Genomic DNA, 26,233 nt, shown 5'->3' with positions numbered 1-26,233 from the left:
CATGGGCTCGAATGGCTTCATGGTCGAAACGAAGGAGCGGCGGTAGGGTTCCGCCGCCGATCGCGTTTAGCGCACCGCCCGTCGCGTGGTGCGAGCCACTGTCGGGCCGGTGACGGCGCCGGCAGCCCCCCCCACGACGGCACCGACCGGCCCGGCGACGACCGCGCCGGTTCCAGCACCGACGGCCGCGCCGCCGATACGCTCTTCCGTGGTCGAGCAGGCGCCCAGACCCATGGCCATGACGGCAAGGGCGGCGAGAGTGAATGTCTTCATGGCTTGATCCTCTTTAAATGACCGGGCTGTAAACGCTCGACACGCCAAGAAGTTGCCGCAAGGCAATGGCAGAGATTCCCGGCGTTGGTTAAGCTCGCTGCGGCGAGCTCGATTTATCGCCCAGGGAGACTGCACATGAAGACGCTTCTGTTCTCCACCGCCCTTGCTCTGATGACCATGGGCCTTGCCGGCGCGCCGGCCTCGGCCCTGACGATGAAGGAGTGCAGCGCAAAGTATCAGGACGCCAAGAAGGCGAACACGCTGAAGGGCCAGAAGTGGAACGATTTCCGCAAGGCCAACTGCGCCGACGACGACGCCTCCGAGAACGATGCGGCCGCGGCGGTGACGGACGCTCCGGCGGCGACGCCAGCTGCGGCGACCCCGGCGAAGCCCGCGGGCAAGGCCAAGGCCGCGGTGTTCCCGAAGGCCGTCGCGACGAAATATTCGGATGAGACCGCCGGCCGCGCGCGCCTCAAGACCTGCGCCGACCAGTACAACGCCAACAAGGCCGCCAACGCCAATGGCGAGTTGAAGTGGATCGAGAAGGGCGGCGGCTATTGGAGCCAGTGCAACGCCAAGCTGAAGGGCTGAGCAGAGATCAGCGTGGCGCGCCCGATTTCCGGGCGCGCCTGCATCTCGACTTTATGAGTGCCGGGCCGTCTCAGGCTTTGCCGACGCTGCCATAGACCATCCGGCCCTTGTGGAAGGTGGCGCTGCGCGCCGGAATGCGCGCGACCGCCTCGGCGGAGCAACTCGCGCCGACCAGCGTGAAGCCGGCGGTGTCGCCGACCTTCGGCCAGGCGCGCTTGCCCTCGTCGTCGAGCGGCAGGACGCCGCCGGTCGCGATGGCGAGCGAGCGCGACAGACGGAATTCGTCCGAGTTCCGATAGACCTGCGCGTAAAGGTAGGACCGCTCCAGCATGTCGCCGCTGCCGAAGGGCGACCAGTGGTCGATGACGCTGTCGGTGCCGGTCATCACGAAGACGCCCTTGTCCTGCAATTGCGGCAGCGGCATCGTCAGGGCGCCGAGCGGCACGGTCGAGGCGATCGTCATTTTCTGGGCCGAGAGACGCTGGATCGTCTCCGCCTGCAGGCCGGGCGCCATTGTCGCCAAAGCGAAGCCATGGCTGATCGTCACCTTGCCGCGCAAAGCCGGATTCTTCTCGACCGTGTCGATCATGTAGGTGACAGCCGCGGCGCCGGACGCGCCGGTCTCGTGCAGGTGGATGTCGACGCCCTTGCCGGTGTCGAGCGCGATCTGGAACATCGCGTCGAGCGATTTCTCCATCGCCTTGTCGACATTGGTCGGATCGAGCCCGCCGACATAGTGCACGCCCATTTGCATGGCCTCGCGCATCAGCCCGTCGACCTTGGAGTGCAGCAGGCCGTGCTGCGGGAAGGCGACGATCTCGCAGGAGAAGTCGTCGCGGTGCTTCTCGAGCGCGAGCAACAGGTGCTCCAGGCTCTTCAGCCCGCTGACCGGATCGATGTTGCAATGGCTGCGGGCGGTGGTCGTGCCCTTCGACTGCAGGAGCGCGATCAGGCCCTCGGCGCGCTCCTGCGAGGTCGGCAGCAGGGTCGGGATCAGCTTCTCCTCCAGCGCGATCATGTCCATGATCGTCTTGCCCTGGCGCGGGCGCGGCGCCTGCCAGGGGCCGCCATAGAAGGTCTTGTCGAGGTGGATGTGCATGTCGCGCATCGCCGGGAGCGCCAGCTGGCCGCCGGCATCGTAGCGCGGCAGCGCGGCGGAAAGGGTGGCGCCGGCCGGATGCAGGGCGGCGATCGCCCCGTCCTTGATCTCCAGCGTGTAGAGCCCGGTGCGGGTGCCGACCACGATGTCGCCGTCATAGTCGAAGCCGTCTTCGAGCCGGACGCCACCGAGATAGTAGTGGCGGTCCGTCAATGTGGTGATGCCGGTCTTGGCATCGTCCTTCCCAGCCTTAGCGGGCGCTGCCTCTGCGCTACCGGCCAGGCCGATAATCGCGGCTGACGTGGTGAGCTGGCCGGTCTGCATGAGAAAGCCCCTGCGGCTCTGGTGCTGCACGCTGCCCATGGTGTTTCCCCGATCTGACTGTGAGCTTGTGGCTCCGATCTACGGGACGAGGGCAAGCATTGGCAGCGATGTTTGCCCATGATGATCATTCGATTCGGCAATGATCAATGCGTTCAAGTCGATAGCCAGCAATGAGCGCCAGAGATCGCGCTATGGCTGGAGGCCGCAGAAGCCAGCCAGTGCCCCGGCGAGGGCCTCGGTCGCACTCGGGGCATTGTCGCGATAGTAGAGCGCCAACTCGAAGCCGGTCACCTCCGGCAGGCCTTCAGCAGCTCCGAGCACGCGGTGGCCTTGCTGCCGGCAGCTCGCGGGAAGCAGGGTCAGGCCGAGACCGGCGGCGGAGGCGGCGACGAGGGCTGCCAGGCTCGTGCTGGCATAGCTGACGCGCCAGCGTATGCCGAGGCTGTCCAGCGCCTCGCACAGTTCCTCGCGGTAGAGCCCGTTGAGCGGGAAGACCGCCAGCGGCACCGGCGCACGCTCGATGGCGGGGTGGGCCAGGCTGTCGAGCCAGAGCAGCGGCTCGGGTCGCGCGGCGCGCGGTGGCTGGCGGCGGCGCTGCTTGACCAGGACGAGGTCGAGCTCTTCGCGCTCATAGGCACTGTAGAGATCGGCGCTGAGGCCGCTGGTGACGTCGAGCCGCAGATGCGGCTCCGCCAGACTGAACTGCGCGAGCAAGCCTGCGGTCGGCACGGTGAAATCCTCGGGCATGCCCAGCCGCAGGACACCGTCTCGCCAGAAGCCGGTCAGCGCGTCATGTGCCTCTTCGTGCAGAGCGAGGATGCGCCTTGCATAGCTGAGCAGCCGGCTGCCCTCCTCGGTCAATTGCACCTGATGCGGATTGCGCTCGAACAGAGCCTTGCCCAGCATCTCCTCCAGCCGCCGGACCTGCTGGCTGACGGTCGATTGCGACAGCGAGACCCGCTCGGCGGCGCGGGTGAAGCTCATGCTCTCACAGACCGCGACGAAGCTCTGCAGCAGCTGCGGGTTGAACATGGGGTAGCGGGTCATCGTCGCGCTGCCGGGCGGTTCGAGGCGTGTCGCCCGATACTAGGCAGCGCGAGCGCCGGCAGCCAAGGCGAGGCCATCGCTCAAGCGGCTTCAGCGGCATGATTTTGGGAGATCAACGATCAGTCGTTAGGCCTGGTGGAGCTGAGGGGATTCGAACCCCTGACCTCTGCAGTGCGATTGCAGCGCTCTCCCATCTGAGCTACAGCCCCCAAGGCGCTGGCCTTCTAGGCCCTGCGTTGCGCTCCTGTCAATCGCTTGCGGCAGGAGTTTTGTGGGTGCTCGTCGCGGAGCGCCTGGCCTTCTCGGAGATGCTGCTCGATGCGTGCCGTTCTCGACGTCGTGATGCTGGCGCTGAACCTCTATGTCTGGATCCTGATCGCCTCGGCCGTGCTGAGCTGGCTGATCGCCTTCAACGTCGTCAACACGCGCAACCAGTTCGTCTCGACGGTCTGGGATTTCCTCTACCGCATCACCGAGCCGGCGCTGCGGCCGATCCGCAACATGCTGCCCAATCTCGGCGGCATCGACATCTCGCCGATCATCCTGTTGCTGCTGATCTTCTTCATCCAGAGCGTGATCACCCGCTACATCTACCCTAACGTTTTCTAGGCTGGATGGCCGCCTGGTCGGTCACGCCGGACGGGCTCGCGCTTTCCGTCCGCCTGACGCCGCGCGGCGGGCGCGATGGCCTCGACGGCGTCGAGACGCTGGCCGACGGGCGCGACGTGCTGAAGGCCAGGGTCCGGTCAGCTCCGAGCGAGGGCGAGGCCAATGCCGCGCTGATCGCGTTGCTGGCCAAGGAGTTGTCGGTCTCCCGCTCCCAGGTTTCGCTGACGGCAGGCGCGAGTGCGCGATTGAAGCGCATTCTGATTCGCGGCGACGCGCAGGCGCTGGCGGCGCAACTGCAGAAGCAGTTTTGCGAGATTTGATGCTGCGTTGCAGCAGAATCAGCTGGACGGGCTCTTGACGAAGGCCGTCGGCTTCTGGCCCAACTGAAGCATGGACCAGCAAGCTCCCGAGCCGTTCCCGCAGCGCCTGACGGAGGGCTATCGCGCCTTCCTCGACGATCGCTTCGTGCGCGAACAGAGTCGTTACCAAAAACTCGCAGAGAGTGGGCAGACGCCGAAGATCATGCTGATCGGCTGCTGCGATTCGCGGGTCTCGCCCGAGGTGATCTTCGATGCGAGCCCAGGCGAGATGTTCGTGGTCCGCAACATCGCCAATCTGATCCCGCCTTTCTCGCCCGACGACCAGCTGCACGGGACCTCAGCTGCGCTGGAATACGGCGTACAGGCGCTCAAGGTCGAACATATCGTCGTGCTCGGCCATGGCCGCTGCGGAGGCATCAGAGCCTTCGCCGACGATACGCAGGGGCCGCTGTCGTCCGGCGACTTCATCGGCCGCTGGATCACGCTGGTCGAACCCGCGGCCAGGCGCTCGGGCGGGCGCGGCCGAAACGAGACCTTGGACGATTATGTCGAGCGCCTCGCTTTGCTCTCGGTCCAGCAATCGCTCGCGAACCTGCGCACCTTCCCCTGCATCAACATCCTCGAGAGCAAGGGCAGACTGCACCTGCATGGCGCCTATTTCGCTGTCGCTACTGGCACGCTGATGCTCCTCGATCCGCAGACCGGACAGTTCGTCCCGGCGGTCGGCGAGATGCCCAAGAAAGTGCAGATGATCCGCTGCTCGGAGGCGGAGCCTGGACAGGACGGTTGACGTCTGCTCCGGAACGGGTGAGTTTTAGTCGATCCGCCGCTTGAAACGGCGGTCGCTGGGGAAAAAATTTGCAATCCGGCATGATTTCGCCGGACAAGCATTTTTGCTGCGCCGCACCGATGACGAACCCAGAAGCTTGCGCTAGATTGCGCGCTCCCGGTCACTATCGTTGAAGCTGCATGTTCGATCGTCGTAAGCCCGCCGCCCCGGCGCCCTTCGTCACCCACGAGAATATCGAAGCCAAGGTCAAGTGGTTCGATCCGGAGAAAGGCTTCGGCTTTGCCTCTCCGGCGGACGGCTCCGGCGACGTTTTTCTCCACATCTCGGCCATCGGCCCGCAGGATCCGCAGGATCTGCAGCCCGGTGCGACCATTATCTGCGATCTCGGCGAAGGCCGGCGCGGCCTGCAGGTCGTCTCCGTCCACGAGATCGATGCCTCGACCGCAGCCCCCGCCGCGCCGCGTGGCGCCGGCGGTCCGGGAGGCGGTGGCCGTCCGTTCTCGCCGCGCCCGCCGCGCGACGATTTTGGTGGCGGCTATGGGGGTGGCGGCGGCTATGACCGCGGCGACCGTGGCGGCTTCGACCGCGGCGATCGCGGCGGCTTCGATCGTGGCGCCAGCGCCCCGATGGAAGGTCCGTTCGACGGCGCCGTGAAGTTCTTCAATACCGATCGCGGCTTCGGCTTTATCGCCCCCGACAAGGGAGGGCCGGACGTGTTCCTGCATGTCTCGTCGCTGAGCCGCAGCGGCCTGCAGCCGCCGATGGACGGGCAGCGCGTGCGCTTCTCGATCCGCGCCGGCAAGAAAGGCCCCGAAGCCGCGAACATCAGCTTCCTCTGAGAAGCTGTCGCGAGCGCATATCGCTGGTCAGGCTGCCTCAGCCTGACCAGTCGGTGATCTTCACGCTTCGATGAGGCGGCGGGCCGAAAGGCTCCGCCGCCTCAAACGCGTTCGAGGGCCCGGTGCGGCAAAGCGGGCAAGCTGATCTCGATTGAATCGCCGGGACGGACCTCTCCCCCCTCCAGCACGATTGACATGATTCCGGCTTTGCGGATCAGCCCGCCATTCGCATCGCGACCGAGCACGGCCTTTAGCAAGCCGGGCTGGAAGGCTTCGATCTGGACGCAAGGATTGCGCAGGCCCGTGATCTCGACGAGTGCGTTGGGGCCGAGCCGCAGCTGGGCACCGGTGGGCAAAGCGAGCAGGTCGAGCCCGCGCGTGGTGACATTCTCGCCCATATCGCCAGGCTGCAGCGAGAAACCGCGGGCCGCGAGTTCCTCGAACAGCTCTGCCTGGATCAGATGGACCTGACGCAGATTCGGCTGCGTCGGATCGACGGCGACACGCGAGCGATGCTTCACCGTCTCGCCGCAATGGGCGTCGCCTTCGACGCCGAGGCCGGCGAGCAGGCGAATCGCCGGCAGCAGCGGCTTGCTGAAGCGGTGGCCTTCATCCCGAGCTACGGCGACGATCTCAGCCATTCGTTCCTCCCTACTGGTCGCCGCTCTCTGACACGCGCTGCCGTATTTGGGGAGGCAGCTGCGCAAAAAAAAACCGGGCCTGTCACCAGGCCCGGTCGATCGCCCCTTTTGAAACAGCTGCTGCAGGTCAGTGCTCGTCGCCCTCGAGCCCGCCGACATGCTTCTGGGTGTAGAGTTCGAGGCCGATGCGGCCGATCAGGTCGAGCTGGGTTTCGAGGAAGTCGATATGGCCTTCCTCGTCCTTCATCAGGGCCTTGAACAGGTCCTCGGACGGGTAGTCGCCGACGTCGCGGCAATACTTCGCCGCTTCCTGATAGAGGGAGCGTGCCTCGACCTCGGCCTTGAGGTCGCATTCGATCACTTCCTTGACGTTCTCGCCGATGCGCAGCGCGTCGAGGGTCTGGAGATTCGGGAAGCCTTCGAGGAAGAGGATGCGGTCGACGAAACGGTCGGCATGGACCATCTCCTCGATCGATTCCTTCTTCCAGGTCTTGGCCATGTCCTTCAGCCCCCAATTATCGAGCATCCGGTAGTGCAGCCAGTACTGGTTGATGGCCGTGAGCTCGGAGCGCAGGCCCTTGTTGAGGTATTCGATGACCTTCTTGTCGCCCTTCATGCCGCGCTCCTCGCAATCGACTACATTAGAATGATCCTAATGTAGAGCGCCTCGCTCGGAAAGGGAAGGAGAGATTGCGCGCCAGGCGCGAGAAAACGCGCCGTGCCGGATCAGGCGGCGACGCGGTCGTCGTTCTCCTCGATGCCGGCCATCATCAGGCCGACCGAGACATGCACGGCGCATTCGACATCGTGGCTGGCGCAGCTATGGCACTGGCTAGCGCAAGCGGCGCGCGCCTCGACGAGCAAGGAGCGGACCTCGCGGGCACAACGTCCGCAATCCGGGCTGCAGCCGAGGCAGTCATAGGCCTCGCCCGCCGTGCGCGGACCGCTGCCGTCAGGGGCGATCGTGCCCTTGATCTGCCGGCAGGACAGGACGTTGCAGGAGCAGACGATCACGCCCGGTGACCCCCGGCGACCTTCGTCACCGTCTCCTCGCCATCGGCGCGACGCAGGCGCACGATCACCTCGACCGAGGAGATCATCATGCCTTCCGGCGCGACCGGCAGGCCCGAGACGTGAATCTCGGAACCGGGGATGTCGACGACGGTCTCGTCGTCCTCGTTGTAGAAGTGGTGATGCTCCGAGACATTGGTGTCGAAGAAGGTCTTCGGCCCGGAGACCGAGACCTGGCGCAGCAGGCCGGCCTCGGAGAACTGACGCAGCGTGTTGTAGACGGTGGCGAGCGAGAGCGGCTCGCGGGCGCGCAGCGCCTCCTCGTAGAGCATCTCGGCGCTGACATGGCGGTCGCCCTTGGCGAAGAGCAGCCAGCCCAGCGCCATGCGCTGGCGGGTCGGGCGCAGGCCGACGCTCCGCAGGCGTGCCTTGACCGCGCTGATGGGGCAAGCAGCCGGGGCCTTCTGGGGCCAGGGGATCTGTTCCGCCTGGGTCCGCGCCGGGATGCCATCCTTGAGGGACAGAATGCTCATGAACGCCTTCCAACTCGAAGATCGGTGTCATTGTAGTTTAGAATTTATCTAAACTACTGATATTATTGATATTTTTGCCTTCTCCGAAACCGGCTGTCAATCTCCTCGCACCTGCGGCAAGACGCATCAGGGGGTTGTCCACGGTGCAGGGGGCCGCAATTTGGGGCGTCTTTAGTGCCCACCGCCTGCGGCTCCGGGCTTGGCAGCCGGCGGCTTGGTCATGAAGAGGGACAGCAGCACTAGGGCGCCGAAGATCACGGTCAGGCCGAGGAAGACGTCGCCGAAGGCCATGACCAGCGCCTGCTTGTGGGCCCGCTGCGTCAGCAGCTTCAGTGCCATCGACTGGGCGGCGTCGCCATACTCGATGAAGCGCTGCGTCATCGAGGCGAGATTCTCCTCGGCGATCTGGCGGCCGGCGGCGACGGCCTCATGCAACCGGGCGATGTGCAGGTCGGTGCGGTTGTTGAGCAGGGTGTTGATGACGGCGAGCCCAACCGCACCGCCGAGATTGCGGGTGAGATTGTAAAGGCCGGAGGCGTTCTTGAGCTGCTGCGGCGGCAGGGTCCCGAGCGCCAGGTTGTTGATCGGCACCATGCACAGCATCAGCGAGCAGCCGCGCAGGATCTGCGGCACCAGCAGCTCGTGGAAATCCCAATCGGCGGTGATGGCCGAGGCGAGGTAGGTGCCGAGTGCGAAGCCACCAAAGCCGATCATCATCATGATGCGCGGGTCGAGCTTGGTCGACAGGCGCCCGGCGATCGGCGCCGTCAGGAACATGGCGAGGCCGGTGACGAACATGGTCTCTCCGATCATCAGCGCGTCATAGCCGCGGATCCGCCCGAGATAGACCGGGTAGAGATAGGTCAGTCCGTAGAGGCCGATGCCCATGGTGAAGGAGAACAGCGAGCCGAAGGCGAAGTTGCGGTTCCTGAAGGCATAGAGATCGACCAGCGGGTCGTTCCGCGTCAGCGCCCGCCAGAAGAACAGCACGGCACCGATGATCATCACGAAGGTGAAGAGCACGATCTCGTGGCTCTCGAACCAGTCGAGCCGCGTCCCTTCCTCGAGCACGTATTCCATGCTGCCGAGGAAGGCGGCCATGGCGCCGAGCCCGACCCAGTCGAAGCGCTTGAGGAGGCTGTGGTCCGGCTTGTCGAAGTCGATCAGGTTCCAGGCCGCGATGGTGACGGCGATGCCGGGTACGAGATTGACCAAGAAGAGCCAGTGCCAGGAGAAGGCGTGGCTGAGATAGCCGCCGACGGTCGGGCCGATGGTGGGGGCGAGCGTCGCGATCAAGCCGATCAGCGGCGAGACGATCGGCCGCTTCGAGGCCGGGAAGATGGTAAACGCCGCGGCGAACACGCCGGGGATCATGCCGCCGCCGATGAAGCCCTGGATCGCCCGCCAAAGGATCATCTCATTGATCGAGCTCGACATGGCGCAGAGCACGCTCGCAATGGTGAAGCCGGCGGCGGCGATCGAGAAGAAGACGCGGGTCGAGAGCGCCCGGCTGAGATAGCCGGACAAGGGGATCATGATGACTTCGGCGATCAGATAGGCGGTCTGGACCCAGGCGATCTCGTCGCTCGACGCGGACAGGCCGGCCTGGATCTCCGCCAGCGAGGCCGAGACGATCTGGATGTCGAGGATCGCCATGAACATGCCGAAGACCATCGCCATGAAGGCGAAGACCCGGCGCAGCGGAATGGCGTCTGGCGCCGGCGCGGCGCCGGCCGGAATGGTCGTCGTGGCGGTGGCCATGCCGGCCTCCTCGACTGGGGATTTCAATCTGGTCTGCGGAACCGGGCCCCCGGCCCGAGGAGCGCCGTGAGGCGCGGTGCGCTTTGGCCCAGAAGGGGCGATTGAACATTGGCACATCGCCATTTCCCGGTCGGAAATGGCTCCTCGGGTCGAGGGCCCGGACGGCTGGCTATTTCTGCGCGCTCGGGCGCGGGTCGATCGAGACCACGACCGACATGCCCGGGCGCAGAATGTGCTTGCCGGCCGATTCCGGCGACAGGGCGATGCGGACGGGCACGCGCTGAACAATCTTGGTGAAGTTACCGGTGGCGTTGTCGGGCGGCAGCAGGGTGAAGACCGAGCCGGTGCCGCCGGCGATGCCGCTGACCGTGCCGTCGAAGACCTGGCCGGGCAGGGCGTCGACGGTGATCTTCGCCTTGTCGCCGATCTTCAGCGGGCCGACCTGCGTCTCCTTGAAATTGGCGTCGACATAGACCTGGTCGAGCGGCACGATCGACATCAGGCGCTTGCCGGCACTGACGAGGTCGCCGAGCTGCATGTTGGTATTGGCGACGAGGCCATCGATCGGCGCCGAGATAGACATGAAGGAGAGGTCGCGCGCAGCCTTGTCCTCGGCGACCTTGAGCTCGTCGATCTGGCGGGCGGCCTCGACGCGCTGGGCTTTGAGCACCTCGATATTGGCCTGCGCCTGCACCACGCCGGCCTTGGCGCTGGCGAGCGAGGCGACGGCCTGGTCGCGCGCGGCGGTGGCGGCGTCGAGCGTCGCCTGCGAACCATAGGACTTGGCGGCGAGGTTGCTGGCGCGCTCGAAATCGGCGGTGGTGCGGGTGACGGCGGCCTCGGCCGAGGTCTGCTGTGCCTGCGCCTGCTGCAGGCTGGCGCGGGCAGCCTCGATCTGCGCGTCGATGCGCGAGAGCGTGGCCTTGGCGGTGGCGCTCTTGGCCTGGGCACTCTCCAGCGCGATGCGCTGGTCGCCATCGTCGAGCTTGACGAGAGGCTGACCGGCCTTGATCTCCTGGTTCTGCGTCACCGCGATCGCGGCGATGTTGGCGGGCAGCTTGGCAGAGATCGTCGCCATCTCTGCGCCGACATAGGCGTCATCGGTCGAGACGATAAAGCGGCCATTGCGCCACCAGTCGATGCCGTACCAGAGGCCGGCGGCAAGCGCCGTGCCAGCGACGAGGATCAGCGCGACGCGCTTGACGCCGCTGCGCTTGCGCGCCGGCTTCTCGGCAGCCTGGGGCGGGGCGGCAACGTCCTCGCTCGCCTTGCGGCCTTCGACGGGCGCGGGAGTCTGTTCCAGCGCCGGATCGACCAGCTTCAGACGGTCGCGGCGTGGCGCCAGGCGCTTTTCAACGGTGGTTTCGGCAGTCATGGTGACAATGCCCTGACAATCTGGTTTCGAACCGCTCGGTTCGATTGTGCTTGAAATAGCGCCGTACGAGGTGCATATCAAGAGGAAATCGAACCGCTCGGTTCGATTATTTTTGCAAGCGCGAACATGCGCGGGACGGATGGAACATAATGAGCGCGACGCTCGAGCCGCGACATGTCAAGGCGATCTCCCGCAACCGGCGGGTCGCGGGTGCCGATCCCGAGAAGCGTCACCAGATCCTGGAAGGGGCGCATGCCGTGTTCACGGCCCGCGGCTTCGACGCCGCCAGCATGAACGACATCGCTTCGGCCGCGAACGTCTCCAAGGGCACGCTCTATGTCTATTTCGAGGACAAGGAGCATCTCTTCGTCGCGCTGATCGAGCGCGAGCGCGAGAAGCAGAAGCAGGGCATGTATGCGGCCCTGGCCGAAGAGCCCGATCTCACGCTCGCGCTGACGAATTTTGGCAGCGGGCTGGTTCGCCTGCTGACCAATCCCTTCGCGCTGAGCGCCCATCGCATCGTGCTCGGGGTCGCCGAGCGCATGCCCGACCTCGGCCGCGAGTTCTATGAGCGCGGCCCGATGCAGGGGGCACAGCAGCTTGCCGCCTTCCTCGCCCGCCGCGTCGAGCAGGGCGAGTTGGCCATAGCAAATGCGGCCCTGGCGGCAGCACAGTTCGTCGATCTCTCGCAGTCGACCCTGATGCGCCCACGCCTGTTCAATGCCGAGCGCGTGCCGCCGAGCGAGGACGAGATCGCCTATGTCGTCGGCGAGGCGGTAGCGACCTTCATGGCGCGCTATGGGGCCAAGAAGGCCTGAGGCGGCTCCGTGAGCCTCTCCGGAATCAGCGCCCGATCACCCTGCGGGCCCTGATGCGTTCGCGATGGGCGGTATAAAGGCCTGATGCGATGATGATCGCCGAGCCGAACCAGGTCACGGCGTCGGGCAGCACCGAGAACAGGATGAAGCCGAAGGCCGAGGCCCAGAGCAGCTGCACATAGGAGAAGGGCGCCAGCAGCGAGGCGTCGGCATGCCGGAAGGCCTGGATCACGAACCAGTGGCCGACGGTCGACGAGACGCCGATGAACAGGCCGACCAGCAGCGCTTCAGTCGAGAGTGGCTGCCAGGTCAGAGGCTGGAGCGCCGAGAGCACGATCCAGCCGACGACCGCCGACCAGGCGAGCGTCGTCACGGGGTTCTCGGTCGCGCTCATCATCCGGGTGACGATCAGCGCAAAGGCCCAGGTCACGGCCGAGAGGACCGGCAGTATCGAAGCTGCCTGGAAATCGCTGCCGCCGGGACGCACGACGATCAGCACGCCGATCAGGCCGACGGCGGTCGCGGTCCAGCGCCGCCAGCCGATCTTCTCGCCGAGGATCGGGATCGACAAGGCAGTGACGAAGAGCGGCGAGACGAAGCTCGTCGCGGTCGCGTCGGCGATCGGCAGGTATCTCAGCGACGAGACGAACAGGATCGAGGAGACGGTGACGGCGACGCCGCGCAGGATCTGCATGCCCGCGCGCCGCGGCTTCAGCTGTTTGAAGCCGCCGGGAGCGGCGACAGCCAGCATGATCAGGGCGAAGGCGGCATAGCGCAGCCAGACGACCTGGATCGCCGGCGTCGTGGCAGTGAGGTATTTCGAGGCGACGTCGGCGGCCGAAAGAAAGACGCTGCCGAGCAGCATCAGGCCGATGCCGCGCAGGCTGTTGTCACGTCGCGGAGCGGGACGTTGCGGCGGCTCGGCCGGGGCTGGTTCGACCGGCAGAGGCACTCTGGTCAGGGTGTCGGGCAAGGGCTTCGGTGAATCTCTAGGAGAAGCCGACCCTAGCCGATGATCGGGGCGATCCCTCGCGCAAATCCGGCACGGCCGCCATGCGTGCGCGCAAGAAAAAGGCGGGCATGACGCCCGCCTTGAAATTTTCTTTAAAGGAAGCGCGCTGAACTCAGGCGGCTTGCTTGCGCGGCTGGATCAGCTTTCGGTTAACCAGCACCTCGGCGATCTGGACCGCGTTGAGCGCGGCGCCCTTGCGCAGATTGTCCGAGACGCACCAGAAGGCGAGGCCGTTCTCGACCGTGGCGTCCTCGCGGATGCGCGAGATGTAGGTCGCATCCTCGCCGGCTGCCTCGTGCGGGGTGATGTAGCCGCCGGGCTCGTGCTTGTCGATGACAAGGATGCCGGGAGCGGTACGCAGCACCTCGCGCGCCTCGTCGGCGGTCACCGGCTTCTCGCACTCGATGTTGACGCTCTCGGAATGGCCGATGAAGACCGGCACGCGTACACAGGTGGCGGTCAGCTTGATCTTCGGATCGAGGATCTTCTTGGTCTCCGCCATCATCTTCCACTCTTCCTTGGTGAAGCCGTCTTCCATGAAGACGTCGATGTGCGGGATGACGTTGAAGGCGATGCGCTTGGAGAACTTCTTGGCCTGGACTTCGCCGGCGGCAAAGACCGAGCGGGTCTGGTTGAAGAGCTCGTCCATCGCCTCCTTGCCGGCGCCGGAGACCGACTGATAGGTCGAGACGACGACGCGCTTGACGCCGAAGCGCTCATGCAGCGGCTTCAGCGCCACGACGAGCTGCGCGGTCGAGCAGTTCGGGTTGGCGATGATGTTCATCTTGCTGAAGCCGGCGGCCGCGGCGGCGTTCACCTCCGGCACGACCAGCGGCACGTCGGGATGCATGCGCCAGGTCGAGGAGTTGTCGATCACGACGGCGCCCTGCGCTCCGATCTTCGGCGACCATTCCTTCGAGACCGCGCCGCCCGCCGACATCAGGCAGATATCGGTGTCGGAGAAATCGTAATGCTCGAGCGCCTTCACCTTCAGCGTCTTGTCACCGAAGGAGACCTCGGTGCCGACCGAGCGGGAGGAGGCGAGCGCCACCACCTCGCTGACGGGGAAAGCGCGCTCGGCGAGGATGTCGAGCATTTCATGGCCCACATTGCCCGTGGCGCCGACGACCGCGACCTTGAAGCTCATCTCTATGAATTCCTTCTGGCGAAACCGGTTGTGCCTCCCCGGGGAGGCCGTCGCCGCTCATCTCGATCGCGGGTTCGGCCGGTTGACCCCGGCCGGGGGGGAGATCCCGGAATCGAGGCGACGTGTCAGTGCGACGTCCGGGTTTTCCCGGCCGTCGTTTTGGTCGTGGTTTTCGTCGTCAGACGGAACGTCACAGAGCCAACCTGAACATCATCGCGAAGCCGGGAGATAAGTGCCCGGCGCGCAATCCCAAACACAAGCTGCCGTGAAAAGTCAATCGTCCTGCTGCAGCGCCGGCATTAACCCTGCCTCCTTACCCGCCATTGACCCTGTTTCGCGATGAAGCGCGTCCGGTAACGGCCTGCTCATCACGGCCGGCGAAAGCTCGCCTGCGAGTGGGACGAAGCGGCTTGCAGGAGTGCGGGCCGTCCAACGGGTTGGGTATTGTCGTGTCCGGGGACGAGATGAGCGCCATCTGGCAGCGCCTCAAGCTGCGCCTGCAGGACAGCGGGCAACGCCTTCTGCCGCGCCTGCAGGGCTTGGCCGACGCCGCACCGGGCCGCTTCGATCTCGCGGCCCGGCTGGTCGATCTCGCCGACGCGACCGAAGCCGGCTTTGCGCGGATCATGCGGCCCGTGCTGCGCTTGCTGCGTTCCGGCGCGATCGGCTTGACGGGCGGCCTCGTCTGGCGCGGCCTCGCCGCGCTGACCGGAGTGAGCCTGACTGCGATGCTCGTTGCCGGTCTTTCTTCCGGTTCGTCGGAACCTGCGCTCGCCAATCTGGCCTCGACGGAGGCCGTAGCCGCTCCGCTGGTACGCGATGTTCGCCTCCAGGCGCTACCGATGGCCGCCGGACAGGACGGCTGGGTGATGATCGGTCGTCCGATCGCGCTGTTTGGCCTGGAGTCGCCCGAGCTCGACAAGCGCAGCGCCTATGAGGCGCGGCGCAGCCAGGACGGCCAGCGCCGCGAGGACATGCTGAGCTTCGGCGAATTCGGCGACAGCAAATCCTTCCTGGCGCTCAAGTTCCAGGTCAACCGTGATGCACAGGTGCAGAAGGCACTCGCCGGGCAGGCGCAACCCTTCGTGATCACGCTGGTGCGCGAGAGTGCGGCGCGTGGCCTCTCGGTCGGGCGCAGCGGTGCGGCGACCACGATCGAGACCAAGTTCGGCACCGTCGAGACCGCCGATATCGGCCTGAGCGACGGCAAAGCCGGGCGAGCCTGCATCGCCTTCCGCCATCTCGACGGGGCGGCGCATCTGTCCTTCTCCGGCTGGTGGTGCGGGAGCGAGGCGCGACCGGCCGACAGGGCGCAATTGATCTGCCTGATCGACCGGATCGATCTCCTGAGCGCCGGCGACGATCCCGAGCTGCGCAGCAATTTCGCCCGCACCGAGCTCAACCGCCGGCAGGGCTGCTCGGTGCCGCGGCTTGCGGCGACCGGCCGAAAGGGCTCCTGGCTCGACGCCGACGGCAAGGCCCCGGCGCTGCGGCCGACCAGCAGCAAGCAGGCGCAAGCGCGGTAACGGCCTCGTGTGGCCGCCCTGCACTGGCAAGGCGCAACAAAAGCATTAACTCGGGAATTGTATCGTCTGCGATAGCCGATCCGCCGGCAACTTCGGCGGGGGCAACCGCCTCAGGAGATCGTCATGCGTTCGCTTTCCCGTCTCGCCGCTGGTCTCGCCCTGTCGGTCGCAGCGGTCACCTTTGCCGCCTCGGTGGCCGAGGCGCAGCAACAGCGCAAGCCTTTGCGTGTCACCGTCCAGAAGCGCAGCTATTTCGACGCCGGCAATGTCGTACCCGTCGGCAGCATGAACCGCTATGCCTCGCAGCATTTCGTGGCGAGCCCGGTCTATTCGGCTGCGGGCGAGCTCTATGGCGAGGGCACGCTGCCCTCGCGCATCGGCTCGGGCGCCAACCCCTTCGCCAACAGCTTCTCGACGCCGCGTTTCTGAGCGCAGCGTTCGAAATGAAAAAGGCCCGCCGTGAGGCGGGCCTTTTGCTGTGACGATCAGCGCACCAGGATGTTCTTGAACTGCCAGGGGTCGGAGGTGTCGATATCCTCCGGGAACAGGCCCGGGCGGCCGTCGAGCGGCGTCCAGTCGGTGTAATAGCCCTGCACCGGCCCGAGATAGGGCATCTGGATCGAAAGGCAGCGGTCGAGATCCATCTCCTCGACCTCGACGATGCCGGCCTTGGGGTTCTCCAGCGCCCAGACCATGCCGGCGAGCACGGCGGAGGTGACCTGCAGGCCGGTCGCGGTCTGGTAGGGAGCGAGCTTGCGCGCCTCCTCCGTCGAGAGCTGCGAGCCGAACCAGTAGGCGCCCTTGTCGTGGCCGTAGAGCAGCACGCCGAGCTCGTCGATGCCGTCGATGACCTCGTTTTCCTCGAGGATGTGGTGCTCTTCCTGCGGCCGGCCGGCATTGCCGAACATCTCGTGCAGCGAAAGCACGGCGTCGTTGGCCGGGTGATAGGCGTAGTGGCAGGTCGGCCGGTAGATCGCCTTGCCGGCCTCGTCACGCACGGTGAAGTAGTCGGCGATCGAGATCGACTCGTTGTGCGTCACCAGGAAGCCGTATTGCGGACCCGGGGTCGGGCACCAGCTGCGTACCTTCGTCTCGGCGCCGGGCTGCATCAGGTAGATCGCCGCCTGCGAACCGGTCTCGTGGGTGCGGGCATTGTCCGGCATCCACTTCTCATGGGTGCCCCAGCCGAGCTCGGCCGGCTGCACGCCCTCGGAGATGAAGCCTTCGACCGACCAGGTGTTGACGAAGACGCCCGGCGGCTTGGGGTTCTTCGAGCGCTGCGTGTCGCGCTCGGCGATATGGATGCCCTTGACGCCGACCTGCTTCATCAGCCCGGCCCATTCCTCGCGGGTGGTCGGCTGCGGCACGTTGAGGCGCATGTCGGAGGCGATGTTCAGCAGAGCCTTCTTGGCCAGCCAGGAGGCCATGCCGGGGTTGGCGCCGCAGCAGGAGACGGCCGTGGTCGAGCCCGGCGCGCGGGCGCGCTTGGCAGCGAGAGTCATCTCGCGCAGCGCATAATTCGAGCGCTCGCCCGGACCCTTCGTCTCGTCGAAATAGAAGCCGAGCCAGGGCTCGTTGACCGTGTCGATATAGAGCGCACCGAGGCTGGAGCAGAGCTCCATGATGTCGCGCGAGCCGGTGTCGCAGGAGAGGTTGACGCAGAAGCCCTGGCCACCGCCCGCGGTCAGCAGCGGCTCCAGCATGGTCTTGTAGTTCTCGAGCGTCACGGCTTCCTGGATGAAGCGGATGCCGCGCTCGTCCAGCAAAGCGCGGTTGTCGGCGTCGGGTGCGATCACCACGAACCGGCTCTTGTCGAATTTGAGATGCCGCTCGATCAGCGGCAGCGTCCCGCGGCCGATCGAACCGAAGCCGATCATCACGATCGGGCCGCTGATCTCGCCGTATACGGGCCAATCCGTCATTCTTTTCAACTCCTGGGTCGTGCCTTGGTGGATAAGCGGACGCTGGTATGGCCTGGCGTCCCCAGGGTCAACCGGAAGAGGCGACAGGCAGGCGGTATCAGGCGTGCGCGCCGGGATAATCGGCGTCGAGCACGAAGGGGTAGGGACCCGGATAGCGCTCGACATAGGCCATGTGGCTGACGAGGCCGGTGCCGGCGCGATAGCTGTGCAGGTAGTAAGCCGGCGGCTCCATATGGAAGGTCGCCGGACCTTCGGGCGCGAGATCGAGCGTGACCTGATGCGTCACGCTCGGAGCGATCTGCGCGATCGTGCCGGCGAAGCGCGTCGTGATCGGCCGGTGATGGTGGCCGCAGAGAATGCGCTCGACATTCGGATAACGGGCGACGATCTCGCGGAAGCCATCAGCGCCTTCGAGCAGGCGAATTCGGTCCATGTGGATGATGCCGCAGTCGAAGGGCGGGTGGTGCATGAAGATGACGACCGGCTTGCAGTTCGCACCGGCGAGCGCCTTCTCCAGGAAGCCGAGGCGCTTGTCGCAGAGTGCGCCGGCGCTCTGGCCGGGCAGCAGGGTGTCGAGGCCGATCAGCCTGACATCGCCGAGGTCGGCGCTGAACTGGACGAAGCCGTCGTCGAGCACGGCGTGCGGTCCGAGCGTCAGGCCGGTCGTCAAGGTCTCGCGGCGATCGTGATTGCCCGGCAGCAGCAGCACCGGCACCTCGATCCGTTCCAGCAGGTTGGCCAGCAGCCCGTATTCCTCGGCGAGGCCGCAATCGGTGAGGTCGCCGGTGATCACCAGCGCATCCGGCTGCGGGCGCAGGGCCGCGACGACGTCGAGCGCGCGCTCGGTCAGGGCATTGGTCTCGGAGACGCGATAGGCCGGCTTGCCGAGCGGGCGGATGTGAAGGTCGGTGATGTGGGCGATCAGCATGGCGTTACGATCCGAGTCTTGGTTCCCCGTCATGCTCGGCCTTGTGCCGAGCATCCACGTCTTGCGACGTGGATGAAGGGAGGACGTGGATGGTCGGGACAAGCCCGACCATGAAGATGGCGATCGCTCTTTACTGCGTCGGCAGCTTGAGGGCGGTCTGCTCGACATAGGGCTTCATGATCTCGTCGGCGGTCTTCTGGGCCGAGACGAGTGCTTCCTTCGGCTGCTTCTTGCCGGAGAGGACGGCCTGGAGCTCGTCCTCGATCGCCTTGCGGACCGGAACCGTCTTATAGGTCGCGAACCAGGGCTTGGCATAGGCGAGCTGGCTGACGGCGATGCCGGCATCCGGGTTCTTGGCGATGAACTCCTTCATCTCCGGCAGCTCGTAGGCGGCCATGTTCGGCGCGAAGTAGCCGGTGGCGCGGCTCCACCAGCCGGACTTCTCCGGCGAGGTCATCCAGTTGATCAGCGTCCAGGCAGCCTTGCGGCGCTCGCCTTCGACGCCAGTCGGGATGACAAGCGAGGCGCCACCGATCGGCACCTCGTTCTTCACGTTCTTCGGCACGAACGCGACCTTGTAGGGGAACTTCGCGTTGGTGCGGATATGAGTCAGCGAGCCGGTCGAGAGCAGTATCATCGAGGCCTGACCGGAGAGGAAAGCGGTCGAGACCGCGCCCCCCGCCTGGACCCCGGCCGGGTGGACCTTGTGCTTGGCGACGAGGTCCGACCAGAAGGTCAGGGCGCCGAGCATGGACGGGCTGTCATAGTAGACCTCGCCGCCGTAATCGACATTGAACCACTGGCCGCCGTTCGACTGGGTCAGGGCCTGCAGGATCCAGCCGCCGTAATCGTAGTTCGAGGGCGCCATGATGCCCCAGCGGGTGACGCGGTCGCCCTCGCGCCTGGTCAGCTTCTTGGCGGCTGCGGCGAGCTCTTCCCAGTTCGTCGGCAGCTTCTCCGGATCGAGGCCAACTTCCTTGAAGTGGTCGGCGTTGACGTAGAGCAGCGGCGTCGAATTATGGAAGGGGACGCCGTAAACCGAGCGGTCGAGCACGGCGTTGCCGTGCAGTGCGCGGAAGAACTGGCCCATATAGGCGTCGTTGCTCTTGCCGTCGGCCTTGATGAGGTCATCCAGCTTCTGGATCTCGCCCTCGATCTTGAGATCGAGCAGGAAGTTGGCCGACATGATCACGGCGGCCGGCGGCTTGCCGGCCTTCATCGCGGCGCGGGTCTTGATCAGCGTCTCGTCATAGGAGCCGGTGTAGACCGGCGTCGCCTTGATCGCAGGGTTCTTCTCGTTGAACTCCTTGATCAGCGCGGTCATGTCACGGGCGAGCTGCCCGTCGACCGGGACGGGGAAGAACAGCTCGATCTCGGTCGGCGCCTGCGCGAAAGCGGGTGCGACCGCGAAGGAAGCGGCAAGTGCCGCGCCGGCGAGGACCGATCTGCGGGTGGTGCTGGTCATTGTCTGGACCCCTTACTTGATGCCTGACGAGACGAAGGAATTGACGAAGGCGCGCTGGAACAGCGCGAAGGCGATCAGCAGCGGAGCGCTGACCATCAGAGTGCCGGCGGCGATGACGCCCCAGGCCTGCGCACCCTCGGCGCCGCGCGTGAACGAGGCGAGGCCGACGGTGAGGGGGCGCAAATCCGGCGAATTGATCACCATCAGCGGCCAGAGGAACTCGTTCCAGTGGCTGGTGACGGAGACGATCGAGAAGGCGATCAGCGAGGGCTTCGCCAGCGGCAGGTAGATGAAGCCGATGCGCTGCCAGACGCTGGCGCCGTCGATCAGCGCCGCGTCCTCGAGCTCGCGCGGGATCGCCAGAAAGGCCTGGCGCATCAGGAAGGTGCCGAAGGCGGAGGCGAAATAGGGCGCCATCACGCCGAGCAGGCTGTCATAGAGGCCGAGCCGGGCGATCGTCGCGAGGTTCGGTACGATCAGCACGACCGGCGCCAGCATCAGCTGCAGCAGGAAAAGATAGAAGCAGAGCGTCCGGCCGGGGAAGTCGATGCGGGCGAAGGCATAGCCCGCCAGCGTGATGGTGACGATCTGCACGGCCAGGATGCCGAAGCTGATGATCGCGGTGTTGAGGCCGTAGCGCGGGAAATCGGCCGAGGCCCAGGCTTCGGCGAAGTTGCCGAGCGTCGGCAGATAGGACGGCACCAGCGAGGCCATGCCCGTGCCGCCATAGGTGTGCGGGTTGAAGGCGGCGACCAGCATCCAGAGAAACGGCACCATCCAGAGCGCCGCCAGCAGCATGGTCGCGGCATAGCCGAGCTTGGGCGTGATCTCGCGGTTGGCGACGCCGGTCGAGGCTTCGATCATCGGTCGCGCTCCCCGAAGGAGCGCTCGATCGTGCGCAGTGACGAGGCGGAGATGACGAGGAGCAGCGCCAGCATAACGAGCGTGCCGGCGGCAGCGCGACCGGCATCATAGCTCTCGACCGCCTGCTGGTAGACGTAGAACAGCAGCAGGTTGGTGGAGTCGGACGGGCCGCCCTTGGTCAGCACGAAGACGTGGTCGACCTGGGTGACGACGTTGATCAGCCCGATCACCAGCACGAAGCCGATCGTCGGCTTGATATAAGGCAGGGTGACGTAGCGCAGGCGCTGCCAGGGATTGGCGCCATCGAGGATCGCCGCCTCATAGGCGTCGGCCGGCACCGCCTGCAGGCCGGCGAGGAAGAACAGCATGTAGTAGCCGGCGTTCTTCCAGATCGTCAGGCCCATGATCGAATACAGGGCGATGTCGGGATCACCCAGCCAGTTCGGCCCGGAGATCGCGAGCTTGGCGAGGTGGTAGTCGAGCAGTCCGGCATTGGGCAGGAAGATGAACAGGAAGACCGAGGCGGCCGCGACGAGCGGGATCAGCACCGGCAGGAAGAAGAGCGAGCGGAACAGCGCGTTGACGCGGCTCGACCGGACCAGCGCCATGGCGAAGCCGAGCGCCAGCACGAGGCTCGGGATCACGGTGCCGACGGCGTAGAGCAGGTTGTTGGCGAGAGCCTTGCGGAAGGCGGCGTCGGCGAAGAGGGCCGCGAAGTTCGCGAGCCCGACAAAGCCCTGCGGGCCGCCGACCTTCTGCTGGTTGTGCAATGATTGCCAGAAGACCTGAGCGACCGGCCAGTAGGTAAACAGCGTCAGCAGGATCAGCGAGGGGGCCAGCAAGCCGAAGGCGAGCAGCGTCGACCGGCGAGGTCGCCAGGAAGCGAGCTGCAGCACCCGCGGCTTTGCCAATCTGTTCGTCAGAACCGTGTCTGCCATTGTTCCCGCCTTCGCGGCGGGTGATGGCGATGCCGGACGACAGTCCGGTGAAGGCAAGATGACGTTTCGGCGACAAAGCCGGTGAAATAACAATCGCCCAAACGCAGAACGGGCAGACCCTAAGGCCTGCCCGTCAAGGATGGTGCGGTGTCCGGACGCTCAGGCTGCGCGACGTCGGAGTCCGTCCGTTCCGGCGGCCGGCACGAGCGCCCCCGTGGCCTTGAGAACGCCGCTCGCGCCCTGGAGCGCGCCATCGCGCAGCTCGAGGCCGAGGAAGCGCTCGCGCTCGAACGGGCCTGGCATGGCAAGTTCGGCCATCGGCTCAGGCGTGAAGCCGAAGCGCTCGTAATAGGGCGCATCGCCGACGAGCAGGATCGCGCCATGGCCGCGGCAGGCGGCGCGCCAGATCGCCTCGCGCATCATCGCCTTGCCGAGACCCTCGCCCTGCAGGTCCGGCGAGACCGCGAGCGGGCCGAGCAGCAGCGCCGGCTTGCCGTTGGCCTCGACATGCCAGAGCCGCACGGTCGCGACGATCGCGCCATCGCGCTCGGCCGTCAGGGCCAGGCCTTCCGCCGGCATGCGGCCTTCGCGCAGGCGCTCGCTCGACTTCGTCGTGCGGCGCTCGCCGAGGCAGCGGTCGAGCAGGACCTCGCGGGCTGGAATATCGGTCTCGATCTCGTCGCGGATCGTGATCATGACGCACCTCCTGCCGGAGCGCCCGCCGTCTCGCGGACCTTCCCGGCGCCGCGCGGACGCGGCCACAAACAAGGGATTGTGTGGAAGAGGGTCCGGCGGGAGCCACGCCCGCGCTCCATTCTTGGAGGCACGAGCGCTCCGCCCGGTTTCCCGGGCAGCCTGCCGATCGTGGCAGGGCGCTTCGCCGGACCCGATGAGTGAGAGAGGGCAGCAAGCCCTCCCGTTTCGTCAGATGACGTACTGCTTCAGCGGCGGGAAGCCGTTGAAGGCGACGGCCGCATAGGTCGTCGTATAGGCCCCGGTACCCTCGATCAGGACCTTGTCGCCGATCTCCAGGCTGAACGGCAGCATGTACGGGGTCTTCTCGTACATGACGTCGACCGAATCGCAGGTCGGGCCGGCGAGCACGCAGGGAACCGTGGCGTCGCCGTCCCGGATCGTTCGGATCGGGTAGCGGATCGCCTCGTCCATCGTCTCGGCAAGACCGTTGAACTTGCCGATGTCGAGATAGACCCAGCGGACCTGGTCGTCCTCGCTCTTCTTCGAGATCAGAACGACCTCGGCCTCGATCAGACCGGCTTCGCCGACCATGCCGCGGCCCGGCTCGATGATGGTCTCCGGCAGGCGGTTGCCGAAATGCTTCGACAGCGCCTGGAAGATCGCATCGCCATAGGCCGGGACGCCCGGGATCGGCTTCAGGTAGCGCGCCGGGAAACCGCCGCCGAGATTGACCATGGACAGCGACAGGCCACGCGTGGCGCACTCCTTGAACACGGCCGAGGCCGAGGCCAGGGCCGAATCCCAGGCGTTCACATTGGCCTGCTGCGAGCCGACGTGGAACGAGATGCCATAGGCCTGCAGGCCGAGGCGATGGCCGTGCTCGAGCACGTCTGCGGCCATTTCGGGCACGCAGCCGAACTTGCGCGAGAGCGGCCAGTCGGCACCGGCGCCGTCGCAGAGGATGCGGCAGAAGATGCGCGCGCCTTCGGACTTGGTGGCCTGGGCGGCGCGGGCGACCTTCTCGACCTCGGCCTCGCAATCGACGGCGAACAGGCGCACGCCGAGCTCCATGGCGCGGGCGACGTCGCGCTCCTTCTTGATGGTGTTGCCGAAGGAGATGCGGTCGGCCGTGGCGCCGGCCGACAGCGCCAGCTCGATCTCGACGACCGAGGCGCAATCGAAGCAGGAGCCGAGCTTGGCCAGCAGGCGCAGCACTTCCGGAGCCGGGTTCGCCTTGACCGCGTAGAAGACGCGGGTGTCCGGCAGCGCCCGGGAGAAGGCGACATAATTCTCGCGCACGACCTCGAGGTCGATCACGACGCAGGGGCCGTCCTCGCGGCGGTCACGCAGAAACTCACGGATGCGCTCGGTCATGAGACGCTGCTCCTCTTCGGCGCAAGCGGCGCCGATACGACGTGTAGCCGGTTGAAACGACCGCGACCCGAGGCGCTGTGGAGACGCCTTAGGACTGCGGACGAGACGTCCGGACCCGAAACACCGTCGATTGGGAGATTAACCCCGCACGCCCGGCAATGAAGGACAAGCCTCTTCGGTGTTGGCCTTTGGAGGACCAACGAGACCAAAAAAGCCCGCTCCGTCGTTGCTTTAAGCTACGTCCCCCGTGGAGATTCGGGGTTCGCCGGTTTCGCCTCCGGCTGCTGGTCGCTGTTCGGGAGCGGCCTTCTTGCGAAAGCCGGGAGCGTGATTTGAGGGGATATCCATCCCCCTCCATCCGTTTCCCATCCCTGGCGGCTGTCCGGCCTCTTGTCCGGATGCCCACCGACCAGCACGCGGCCACAGGCACGTGCGAATTGGGTGAGCTGCATATACGGGCGCGGACTCCGCGCTTCAAGTTTTTTCTGACGGCCGAGACCGGATTTTTTACAGGACGGGGCGGGGGGAGAAGGGCGGCGCTCGCGTTTCCTTTCAACACTGGCCTGCGCAGGCGATGGCTGTGCCCTAGACCAGCCCCATTTCATCGCCTAAGTCGTTGGCGCAGCGCGCCTTCGCGCGTTTATATCCAAGGGGCAAGCTTCGATCATGACGGTTACCGATCGCCGCCGGATTCTGGCCGGGCTGAGCGCCGCATTGTGCGCCACCGCTGCGCCGCAGGCTTTGCTGGCGCAGCAGCCGGAACAGGCGCCGCCGCAGCCGCGATTCGGCTTCGACGAGGTGGTGCGCCGGGCCCGCGAGATCGCGGCCGTACCCTATGAAGCAGGGCCGGCCTTGCCGGAGGCGCTAACGCGGCTCGATTTCGACGCCTGGCGCGAGATCCGCTTCCGGCCGGAGCGGGCGCTGCTCGCCCAATCGAATTCCGGCTTCCGCATGCAGATGTTCCATCCCGGCTTCCTGTTCACCCGGCCGGTAACGGTGAACGTGATCCGCGACGGCGTACCGACGCCGGTGCCCTATGCCACCAATCTCTTTGATTACGGGCGAACCAAGTTCGACAAGCCGCTGCCGGTCAATCTCGGCTTCGCCGGCTTCCGGCTGCATTACCCGCTCAATGATCCGCGCGTCTTCGACGAGCTGATCTCCTTCATCGGCGCGAGCTATTTTCGCGTGCTCGGGCGCGGGCAGCGCTATGGCCTCTCGGCGCGTGGCCTTTCGATCGGCGCAGGCGTGCCGGGCGGCGAGGAGTTTCCGATCTTCCGCGAGTTCTGGGTGGAGACGCCGGCAGCCGATGCCGAGCGCATCACGGTCTATGCGCTGCTCGATTCGCCGTCCGTCGCCGGAGCCTATCGCTTCCATATCTATCCGGACGGCGACAGCGTGGTCGATGTCGGCGCGGCGCTGTTCCCGCGCAAGCCGATCGAGAAGCTCGGCCTGGCGCCGCTGACCTCGATGTTCTTCACCGGCGAGAACGACCGGCGCTTCCACGACGATTTCCGCAGCGAGCTGCACGATTCGGATGGACTGCTGATCCATTCCAGCACTGGCGAGTGGATTTGGCGCCCCCTGCGCAACGCCCGCGTTCCGGCCACCTCCTCCTTCGTCGAGCGCAATGTCCGCGGCTTCGGCCTGATGCAGCGCGACCGGGTGTTCGAGCATTATCAAGACCTCGACCTCAATTATGAGCTCAGGCCGTCCTACTGGATCGAGCCGCAAGGCGACTGGGGCGAGGGCGTGGTCGAGCTGATCGAACTGCCGACCACGGATGAAACCAACGACAACATCGTCGCGCTTTGGGCACCGAAGCAGGCACTGGAGCCAGGCCGGGAGTTCCGCTTCGGCTACAAGCTGACGGCGATGCTGGATTCCAGCGATCTGCATCCGGGCGGGCGGGCGATCAACACCTACCAGGCCAAGCCGAAGGCGCTCGGCTCGGGCGAGGCCGTGACCGAGAACACCCGCCGCTTCATCGTCGATTTCGCCGGCGGCGATCTCGGCTATTATCTGAAGCAGCCGGAGAAGGTCGAGATCGTGCCCTCGATCGCCTATGGCCGGATCAACCGGGCCTTCCTGGTGCCGAACCCGAAGACGGAGGGCTTCCGCGCCTTCATCGACATCGTGGTGGAGCCGGGCCAGCTCGCCGAGATGCGCGCCTTCCTGAAGAGCGGCAGCAAGACGCTGACCGAGACCTGGAGCTTCCCCTGGCGCGCGCCCGACGCGAGCTGATCGTCGCGCGGGGCCTGCGCCCGATCACTCGGGTCGTCCCGGGCGACCGGAGGGAAACCCGGGACCCATTCCGGAACGTCTTTCGG

Annotated in this window: 27 protein-coding genes and 1 tRNA gene; 9 read left to right on the top strand and 19 right to left on the bottom strand. The window is 66.0% G+C overall.

Features of this window, described 5'->3' with window-relative positions; all coding sequences use genetic code 11:
- Positions 1 to 66: 66 nt before the first annotated feature.
- Positions 67 to 273, bottom strand: a complete 207-nt coding sequence (locus BMZ21_RS16670) for a hypothetical protein (protein WP_091836590.1) — start codon at positions 271 to 273, stop codon at positions 67 to 69.
- A 135-nt stretch (positions 274 to 408) separates the two neighbouring features.
- On the opposite strand from BMZ21_RS16670, the gene BMZ21_RS16665 reads away from it, so the two are divergent.
- Positions 409 to 864, top strand: a complete 456-nt coding sequence (locus BMZ21_RS16665) for a hypothetical protein (protein ID WP_091836588.1) — start codon at positions 409 to 411, stop codon at positions 862 to 864.
- Between the two features lie 70 nt (positions 865 to 934).
- On the opposite strand, the gene BMZ21_RS16660 is transcribed toward BMZ21_RS16665, so the two are convergent.
- The 3 genes from BMZ21_RS16660 to BMZ21_RS16650 form a co-directional block, all read right to left on the bottom strand.
- Positions 935 to 2,287 carry an amidohydrolase family protein gene (locus tag BMZ21_RS16660; RefSeq protein ID WP_244543878.1) on the bottom strand — a complete coding sequence of 451 codons (1,353 nt, stop codon included), beginning with the start codon at positions 2,285 to 2,287 and terminating at the stop codon, positions 935 to 937.
- A 189-nt stretch (positions 2,288 to 2,476) separates the two neighbouring features.
- Positions 2,477 to 3,334: a LysR family transcriptional regulator gene (locus tag BMZ21_RS16655; RefSeq protein WP_091836584.1), complete on the bottom strand. Its 858-nt coding sequence runs from the start codon at positions 3,332 to 3,334 to the stop codon at positions 2,477 to 2,479.
- Positions 3,335 to 3,467: 133 nt separating this feature from the next.
- Positions 3,468 to 3,543 (bottom strand) — tRNA-Ala (locus BMZ21_RS16650).
- 109 nt (positions 3,544 to 3,652) lie between these two features.
- On the opposite strand from BMZ21_RS16650, the gene BMZ21_RS16645 reads away from it, so the two are divergent.
- From BMZ21_RS16645 to BMZ21_RS31005, 4 genes are all read left to right on the top strand, one after another.
- Positions 3,653 to 3,943, top strand: a complete 291-nt coding sequence (locus BMZ21_RS16645) for a YggT family protein (protein ID WP_091836582.1) — start codon at positions 3,653 to 3,655, stop codon at positions 3,941 to 3,943.
- A gap of 5 nt (positions 3,944 to 3,948) precedes the next feature.
- Positions 3,949 to 4,263 (top strand): DUF167 family protein, encoded by a 315-nt coding sequence (locus BMZ21_RS16640; protein ID WP_091836580.1) that lies wholly within the window; start codon positions 3,949 to 3,951, stop codon positions 4,261 to 4,263.
- Between the two features lie 70 nt (positions 4,264 to 4,333).
- Entirely contained in the window at positions 4,334 to 5,053 is a 720-nt protein-coding gene (locus BMZ21_RS16635; RefSeq protein ID WP_091836577.1) for a carbonic anhydrase, read from the top strand.
- 179 nt (positions 5,054 to 5,232) lie between these two features.
- Positions 5,233 to 5,892: a cold-shock protein gene (locus tag BMZ21_RS31005; RefSeq protein ID WP_091836574.1), complete on the top strand. Its 660-nt coding sequence runs from the start codon at positions 5,233 to 5,235 to the stop codon at positions 5,890 to 5,892.
- Between the two features lie 101 nt (positions 5,893 to 5,993).
- Here BMZ21_RS31005 and BMZ21_RS16625 read toward each other — a convergent pair whose 3' ends face one another.
- The 6 genes from BMZ21_RS16625 to BMZ21_RS16600 all read right to left on the bottom strand — a co-directional run bounded on the left by BMZ21_RS16625 (position 5,994) and on the right by BMZ21_RS16600 (position 11,213).
- Positions 5,994 to 6,533: an MOSC domain-containing protein gene (locus tag BMZ21_RS16625; RefSeq protein ID WP_091836571.1), complete on the bottom strand. Its 540-nt coding sequence runs from the start codon at positions 6,531 to 6,533 to the stop codon at positions 5,994 to 5,996.
- 127 nt (positions 6,534 to 6,660) lie between these two features.
- Complete coding sequence (bfr, locus tag BMZ21_RS16620) at positions 6,661 to 7,149, bottom strand: bacterioferritin (protein ID WP_057191938.1); 489 nt, start codon at positions 7,147 to 7,149, stop codon at positions 6,661 to 6,663.
- 110 nt (positions 7,150 to 7,259) lie between these two features.
- The gene (locus BMZ21_RS16615) at positions 7,260 to 7,547 is read right to left on the bottom strand and encodes a (2Fe-2S)-binding protein (RefSeq protein WP_091836568.1); all 288 of its coding nucleotides are present in this window, start codon (positions 7,545 to 7,547) and stop codon (positions 7,260 to 7,262) included.
- Entirely contained in the window at positions 7,544 to 8,077 is a 534-nt protein-coding gene (gene irrA / locus BMZ21_RS16610; RefSeq protein ID WP_091836566.1) for an iron response transcriptional regulator IrrA, read from the bottom strand. Before irrA ends, BMZ21_RS16615 begins: the two co-directional genes overlap by 4 nt.
- Before the next feature lie 171 nt (positions 8,078 to 8,248).
- Entirely contained in the window at positions 8,249 to 9,838 is a 1,590-nt protein-coding gene (locus BMZ21_RS16605; protein WP_091836563.1) for a DHA2 family efflux MFS transporter permease subunit, read from the bottom strand.
- A 169-nt stretch (positions 9,839 to 10,007) separates the two neighbouring features.
- Positions 10,008 to 11,213 carry an HlyD family secretion protein gene (locus tag BMZ21_RS16600; protein ID WP_091836561.1) on the bottom strand — a complete coding sequence of 402 codons (1,206 nt, stop codon included), beginning with the start codon at positions 11,211 to 11,213 and terminating at the stop codon, positions 10,008 to 10,010.
- Between the two features lie 149 nt (positions 11,214 to 11,362).
- Between BMZ21_RS16600 and BMZ21_RS16595 the strand changes: the two genes are divergently transcribed.
- Complete coding sequence (locus tag BMZ21_RS16595) at positions 11,363 to 12,031, top strand: TetR/AcrR family transcriptional regulator (protein WP_091836558.1); 669 nt, start codon at positions 11,363 to 11,365, stop codon at positions 12,029 to 12,031.
- A gap of 25 nt (positions 12,032 to 12,056) precedes the next feature.
- Here the strand turns inward: BMZ21_RS16595 and BMZ21_RS16590 are convergent, their stop codons facing one another.
- Positions 12,057 to 13,004 carry a DMT family transporter gene (locus tag BMZ21_RS16590; RefSeq protein ID WP_244543877.1) on the bottom strand — a complete coding sequence of 316 codons (948 nt, stop codon included), beginning with the start codon at positions 13,002 to 13,004 and terminating at the stop codon, positions 12,057 to 12,059.
- 151 nt (positions 13,005 to 13,155) lie between these two features.
- Positions 13,156 to 14,190, bottom strand: a complete 1,035-nt coding sequence (locus BMZ21_RS16585) for an aspartate-semialdehyde dehydrogenase (protein ID WP_091836556.1) — start codon at positions 14,188 to 14,190, stop codon at positions 13,156 to 13,158.
- A gap of 464 nt (positions 14,191 to 14,654) precedes the next feature.
- Between BMZ21_RS16585 and BMZ21_RS16580 the strand changes: the two genes are divergently transcribed.
- Both BMZ21_RS16580 and BMZ21_RS16575 read left to right on the top strand, forming a co-directional pair.
- Positions 14,655 to 15,716 (top strand): hypothetical protein, encoded by a 1,062-nt coding sequence (locus tag BMZ21_RS16580; RefSeq protein WP_143079723.1) that lies wholly within the window; start codon positions 14,655 to 14,657, stop codon positions 15,714 to 15,716.
- A 123-nt stretch (positions 15,717 to 15,839) separates the two neighbouring features.
- Positions 15,840 to 16,145 carry a hypothetical protein gene (locus BMZ21_RS16575; RefSeq protein WP_091836552.1) on the top strand — a complete coding sequence of 102 codons (306 nt, stop codon included), beginning with the start codon at positions 15,840 to 15,842 and terminating at the stop codon, positions 16,143 to 16,145.
- 56 nt (positions 16,146 to 16,201) lie between these two features.
- Here the strand turns inward: BMZ21_RS16575 and BMZ21_RS16570 are convergent, their stop codons facing one another.
- From BMZ21_RS16570 to BMZ21_RS16540, 7 genes are all read right to left on the bottom strand, one after another.
- Positions 16,202 to 17,638 (bottom strand): homospermidine synthase, encoded by a 1,437-nt coding sequence (locus BMZ21_RS16570; protein ID WP_091836550.1) that lies wholly within the window; start codon positions 17,636 to 17,638, stop codon positions 16,202 to 16,204.
- Positions 17,639 to 17,735: 97 nt separating this feature from the next.
- The gene (locus BMZ21_RS16565; protein WP_091836547.1) at positions 17,736 to 18,566 is read right to left on the bottom strand and encodes a phosphodiesterase; all 831 of its coding nucleotides are present in this window, start codon (positions 18,564 to 18,566) and stop codon (positions 17,736 to 17,738) included.
- Between the two features lie 130 nt (positions 18,567 to 18,696).
- Positions 18,697 to 20,031 carry an ABC transporter substrate-binding protein gene (locus tag BMZ21_RS16560; RefSeq protein WP_091836545.1) on the bottom strand — a complete coding sequence of 445 codons (1,335 nt, stop codon included), beginning with the start codon at positions 20,029 to 20,031 and terminating at the stop codon, positions 18,697 to 18,699.
- 12 nt (positions 20,032 to 20,043) lie between these two features.
- On the bottom strand, positions 20,044 to 20,895 hold the full coding sequence (locus tag BMZ21_RS16555; protein WP_091836543.1) for a carbohydrate ABC transporter permease: 852 nt from the start codon (positions 20,893 to 20,895) through the stop codon (positions 20,044 to 20,046).
- On the bottom strand, positions 20,892 to 21,833 hold the full coding sequence (locus tag BMZ21_RS16550; RefSeq protein ID WP_091836541.1) for a carbohydrate ABC transporter permease: 942 nt from the start codon (positions 21,831 to 21,833) through the stop codon (positions 20,892 to 20,894). The genes BMZ21_RS16555 and BMZ21_RS16550 overlap by 4 nt, the downstream gene beginning before the upstream one ends.
- Positions 21,834 to 21,992: 159 nt before the next feature.
- Positions 21,993 to 22,529, bottom strand: coding sequence for a GNAT family N-acetyltransferase (locus BMZ21_RS16545; protein WP_091836539.1), 537 nt, complete (start codon positions 22,527 to 22,529; stop codon positions 21,993 to 21,995).
- Between the two features lie 228 nt (positions 22,530 to 22,757).
- Positions 22,758 to 23,903 (bottom strand): type III PLP-dependent enzyme, encoded by a 1,146-nt coding sequence (locus tag BMZ21_RS16540; RefSeq protein ID WP_091836537.1) that lies wholly within the window; start codon positions 23,901 to 23,903, stop codon positions 22,758 to 22,760.
- Positions 23,904 to 24,569: 666 nt separating this feature from the next.
- Between BMZ21_RS16540 and BMZ21_RS16535 the strand changes: the two genes are divergently transcribed.
- The gene (locus tag BMZ21_RS16535) at positions 24,570 to 26,147 is read left to right on the top strand and encodes an OpgD/OpgG family glucan biosynthesis protein (protein ID WP_091836535.1); all 1,578 of its coding nucleotides are present in this window, start codon (positions 24,570 to 24,572) and stop codon (positions 26,145 to 26,147) included.
- Positions 26,148 to 26,233: the final 86 nt, after the last annotated feature.

The sequence above is a fragment of the Allobosea lupini genome (assembly GCF_900109525.1).
In the GTDB taxonomy this organism is placed as follows: Bacteria; Pseudomonadota; Alphaproteobacteria; order Rhizobiales; family Beijerinckiaceae; genus Allobosea; species Allobosea lupini.
The sequence above is the reverse complement of the archived record's forward strand: the minus strand, read 5'-3'. Positions and strand labels throughout refer to the sequence as shown.

Coding starts and splice junctions, on each gene's coding strand:
- BMZ21_RS16585 (WP_091836556.1), bottom strand. CDS start 14,190: ATGAGCTTCAAGGTCGCGGTCGTCGGCGCCACGGGCAATGTGGGCCAT.
- BMZ21_RS16625 (WP_091836571.1), bottom strand. CDS start 6,533: ATGGCTGAGATCGTCGCCGTAGCTCGGGATGAAGGCCACCGCTTCAGC.
- BMZ21_RS16550 (WP_091836541.1), bottom strand. CDS start 21,833: ATGGCAGACACGGTTCTGACGAACAGATTGGCAAAGCCGCGGGTGCTG.
- BMZ21_RS16655 (WP_091836584.1), bottom strand. CDS start 3,334: ATGACCCGCTACCCCATGTTCAACCCGCAGCTGCTGCAGAGCTTCGTC.
- BMZ21_RS16575 (WP_091836552.1), top strand. CDS start 15,840: ATGCGTTCGCTTTCCCGTCTCGCCGCTGGTCTCGCCCTGTCGGTCGCA.
- BMZ21_RS16560 (WP_091836545.1), bottom strand. CDS start 20,031: ATGACCAGCACCACCCGCAGATCGGTCCTCGCCGGCGCGGCACTTGCC.
- BMZ21_RS16595 (WP_091836558.1), top strand. CDS start 11,363: ATGAGCGCGACGCTCGAGCCGCGACATGTCAAGGCGATCTCCCGCAAC.
- BMZ21_RS16600 (WP_091836561.1), bottom strand. CDS start 11,213: ATGACTGCCGAAACCACCGTTGAAAAGCGCCTGGCGCCACGCCGCGAC.
- BMZ21_RS16640 (WP_091836580.1), top strand. CDS start 3,949: ATGGCCGCCTGGTCGGTCACGCCGGACGGGCTCGCGCTTTCCGTCCGC.
- irrA (WP_091836566.1), bottom strand. CDS start 8,077: ATGAGCATTCTGTCCCTCAAGGATGGCATCCCGGCGCGGACCCAGGCG.
- BMZ21_RS31005 (WP_091836574.1), top strand. CDS start 5,233: ATGTTCGATCGTCGTAAGCCCGCCGCCCCGGCGCCCTTCGTCACCCAC.
- BMZ21_RS16645 (WP_091836582.1), top strand. CDS start 3,653: ATGCGTGCCGTTCTCGACGTCGTGATGCTGGCGCTGAACCTCTATGTC.
- BMZ21_RS16540 (WP_091836537.1), bottom strand. CDS start 23,903: ATGACCGAGCGCATCCGTGAGTTTCTGCGTGACCGCCGCGAGGACGGC.
- BMZ21_RS16555 (WP_091836543.1), bottom strand. CDS start 20,895: ATGATCGAAGCCTCGACCGGCGTCGCCAACCGCGAGATCACGCCCAAG.
- BMZ21_RS16670 (WP_091836590.1), bottom strand. CDS start 273: ATGAAGACATTCACTCTCGCCGCCCTTGCCGTCATGGCCATGGGTCTG.
- bfr (WP_057191938.1), bottom strand. CDS start 7,149: ATGAAGGGCGACAAGAAGGTCATCGAATACCTCAACAAGGGCCTGCGC.
- BMZ21_RS16570 (WP_091836550.1), bottom strand. CDS start 17,638: ATGACGGATTGGCCCGTATACGGCGAGATCAGCGGCCCGATCGTGATG.
- BMZ21_RS16660 (WP_244543878.1), bottom strand. CDS start 2,287: ATGCAGACCGGCCAGCTCACCACGTCAGCCGCGATTATCGGCCTGGCC.
- BMZ21_RS16545 (WP_091836539.1), bottom strand. CDS start 22,529: ATGATCACGATCCGCGACGAGATCGAGACCGATATTCCAGCCCGCGAG.
- BMZ21_RS16665 (WP_091836588.1), top strand. CDS start 409: ATGAAGACGCTTCTGTTCTCCACCGCCCTTGCTCTGATGACCATGGGC.
- BMZ21_RS16535 (WP_091836535.1), top strand. CDS start 24,570: ATGACGGTTACCGATCGCCGCCGGATTCTGGCCGGGCTGAGCGCCGCA.
- BMZ21_RS16580 (WP_143079723.1), top strand. CDS start 14,655: ATGAGCGCCATCTGGCAGCGCCTCAAGCTGCGCCTGCAGGACAGCGGG.
- BMZ21_RS16565 (WP_091836547.1), bottom strand. CDS start 18,566: ATGCTGATCGCCCACATCACCGACCTTCACATCCGCCCGCTCGGCAAG.
- BMZ21_RS16635 (WP_091836577.1), top strand. CDS start 4,334: ATGGACCAGCAAGCTCCCGAGCCGTTCCCGCAGCGCCTGACGGAGGGC.
- BMZ21_RS16605 (WP_091836563.1), bottom strand. CDS start 9,838: ATGGCCACCGCCACGACGACCATTCCGGCCGGCGCCGCGCCGGCGCCA.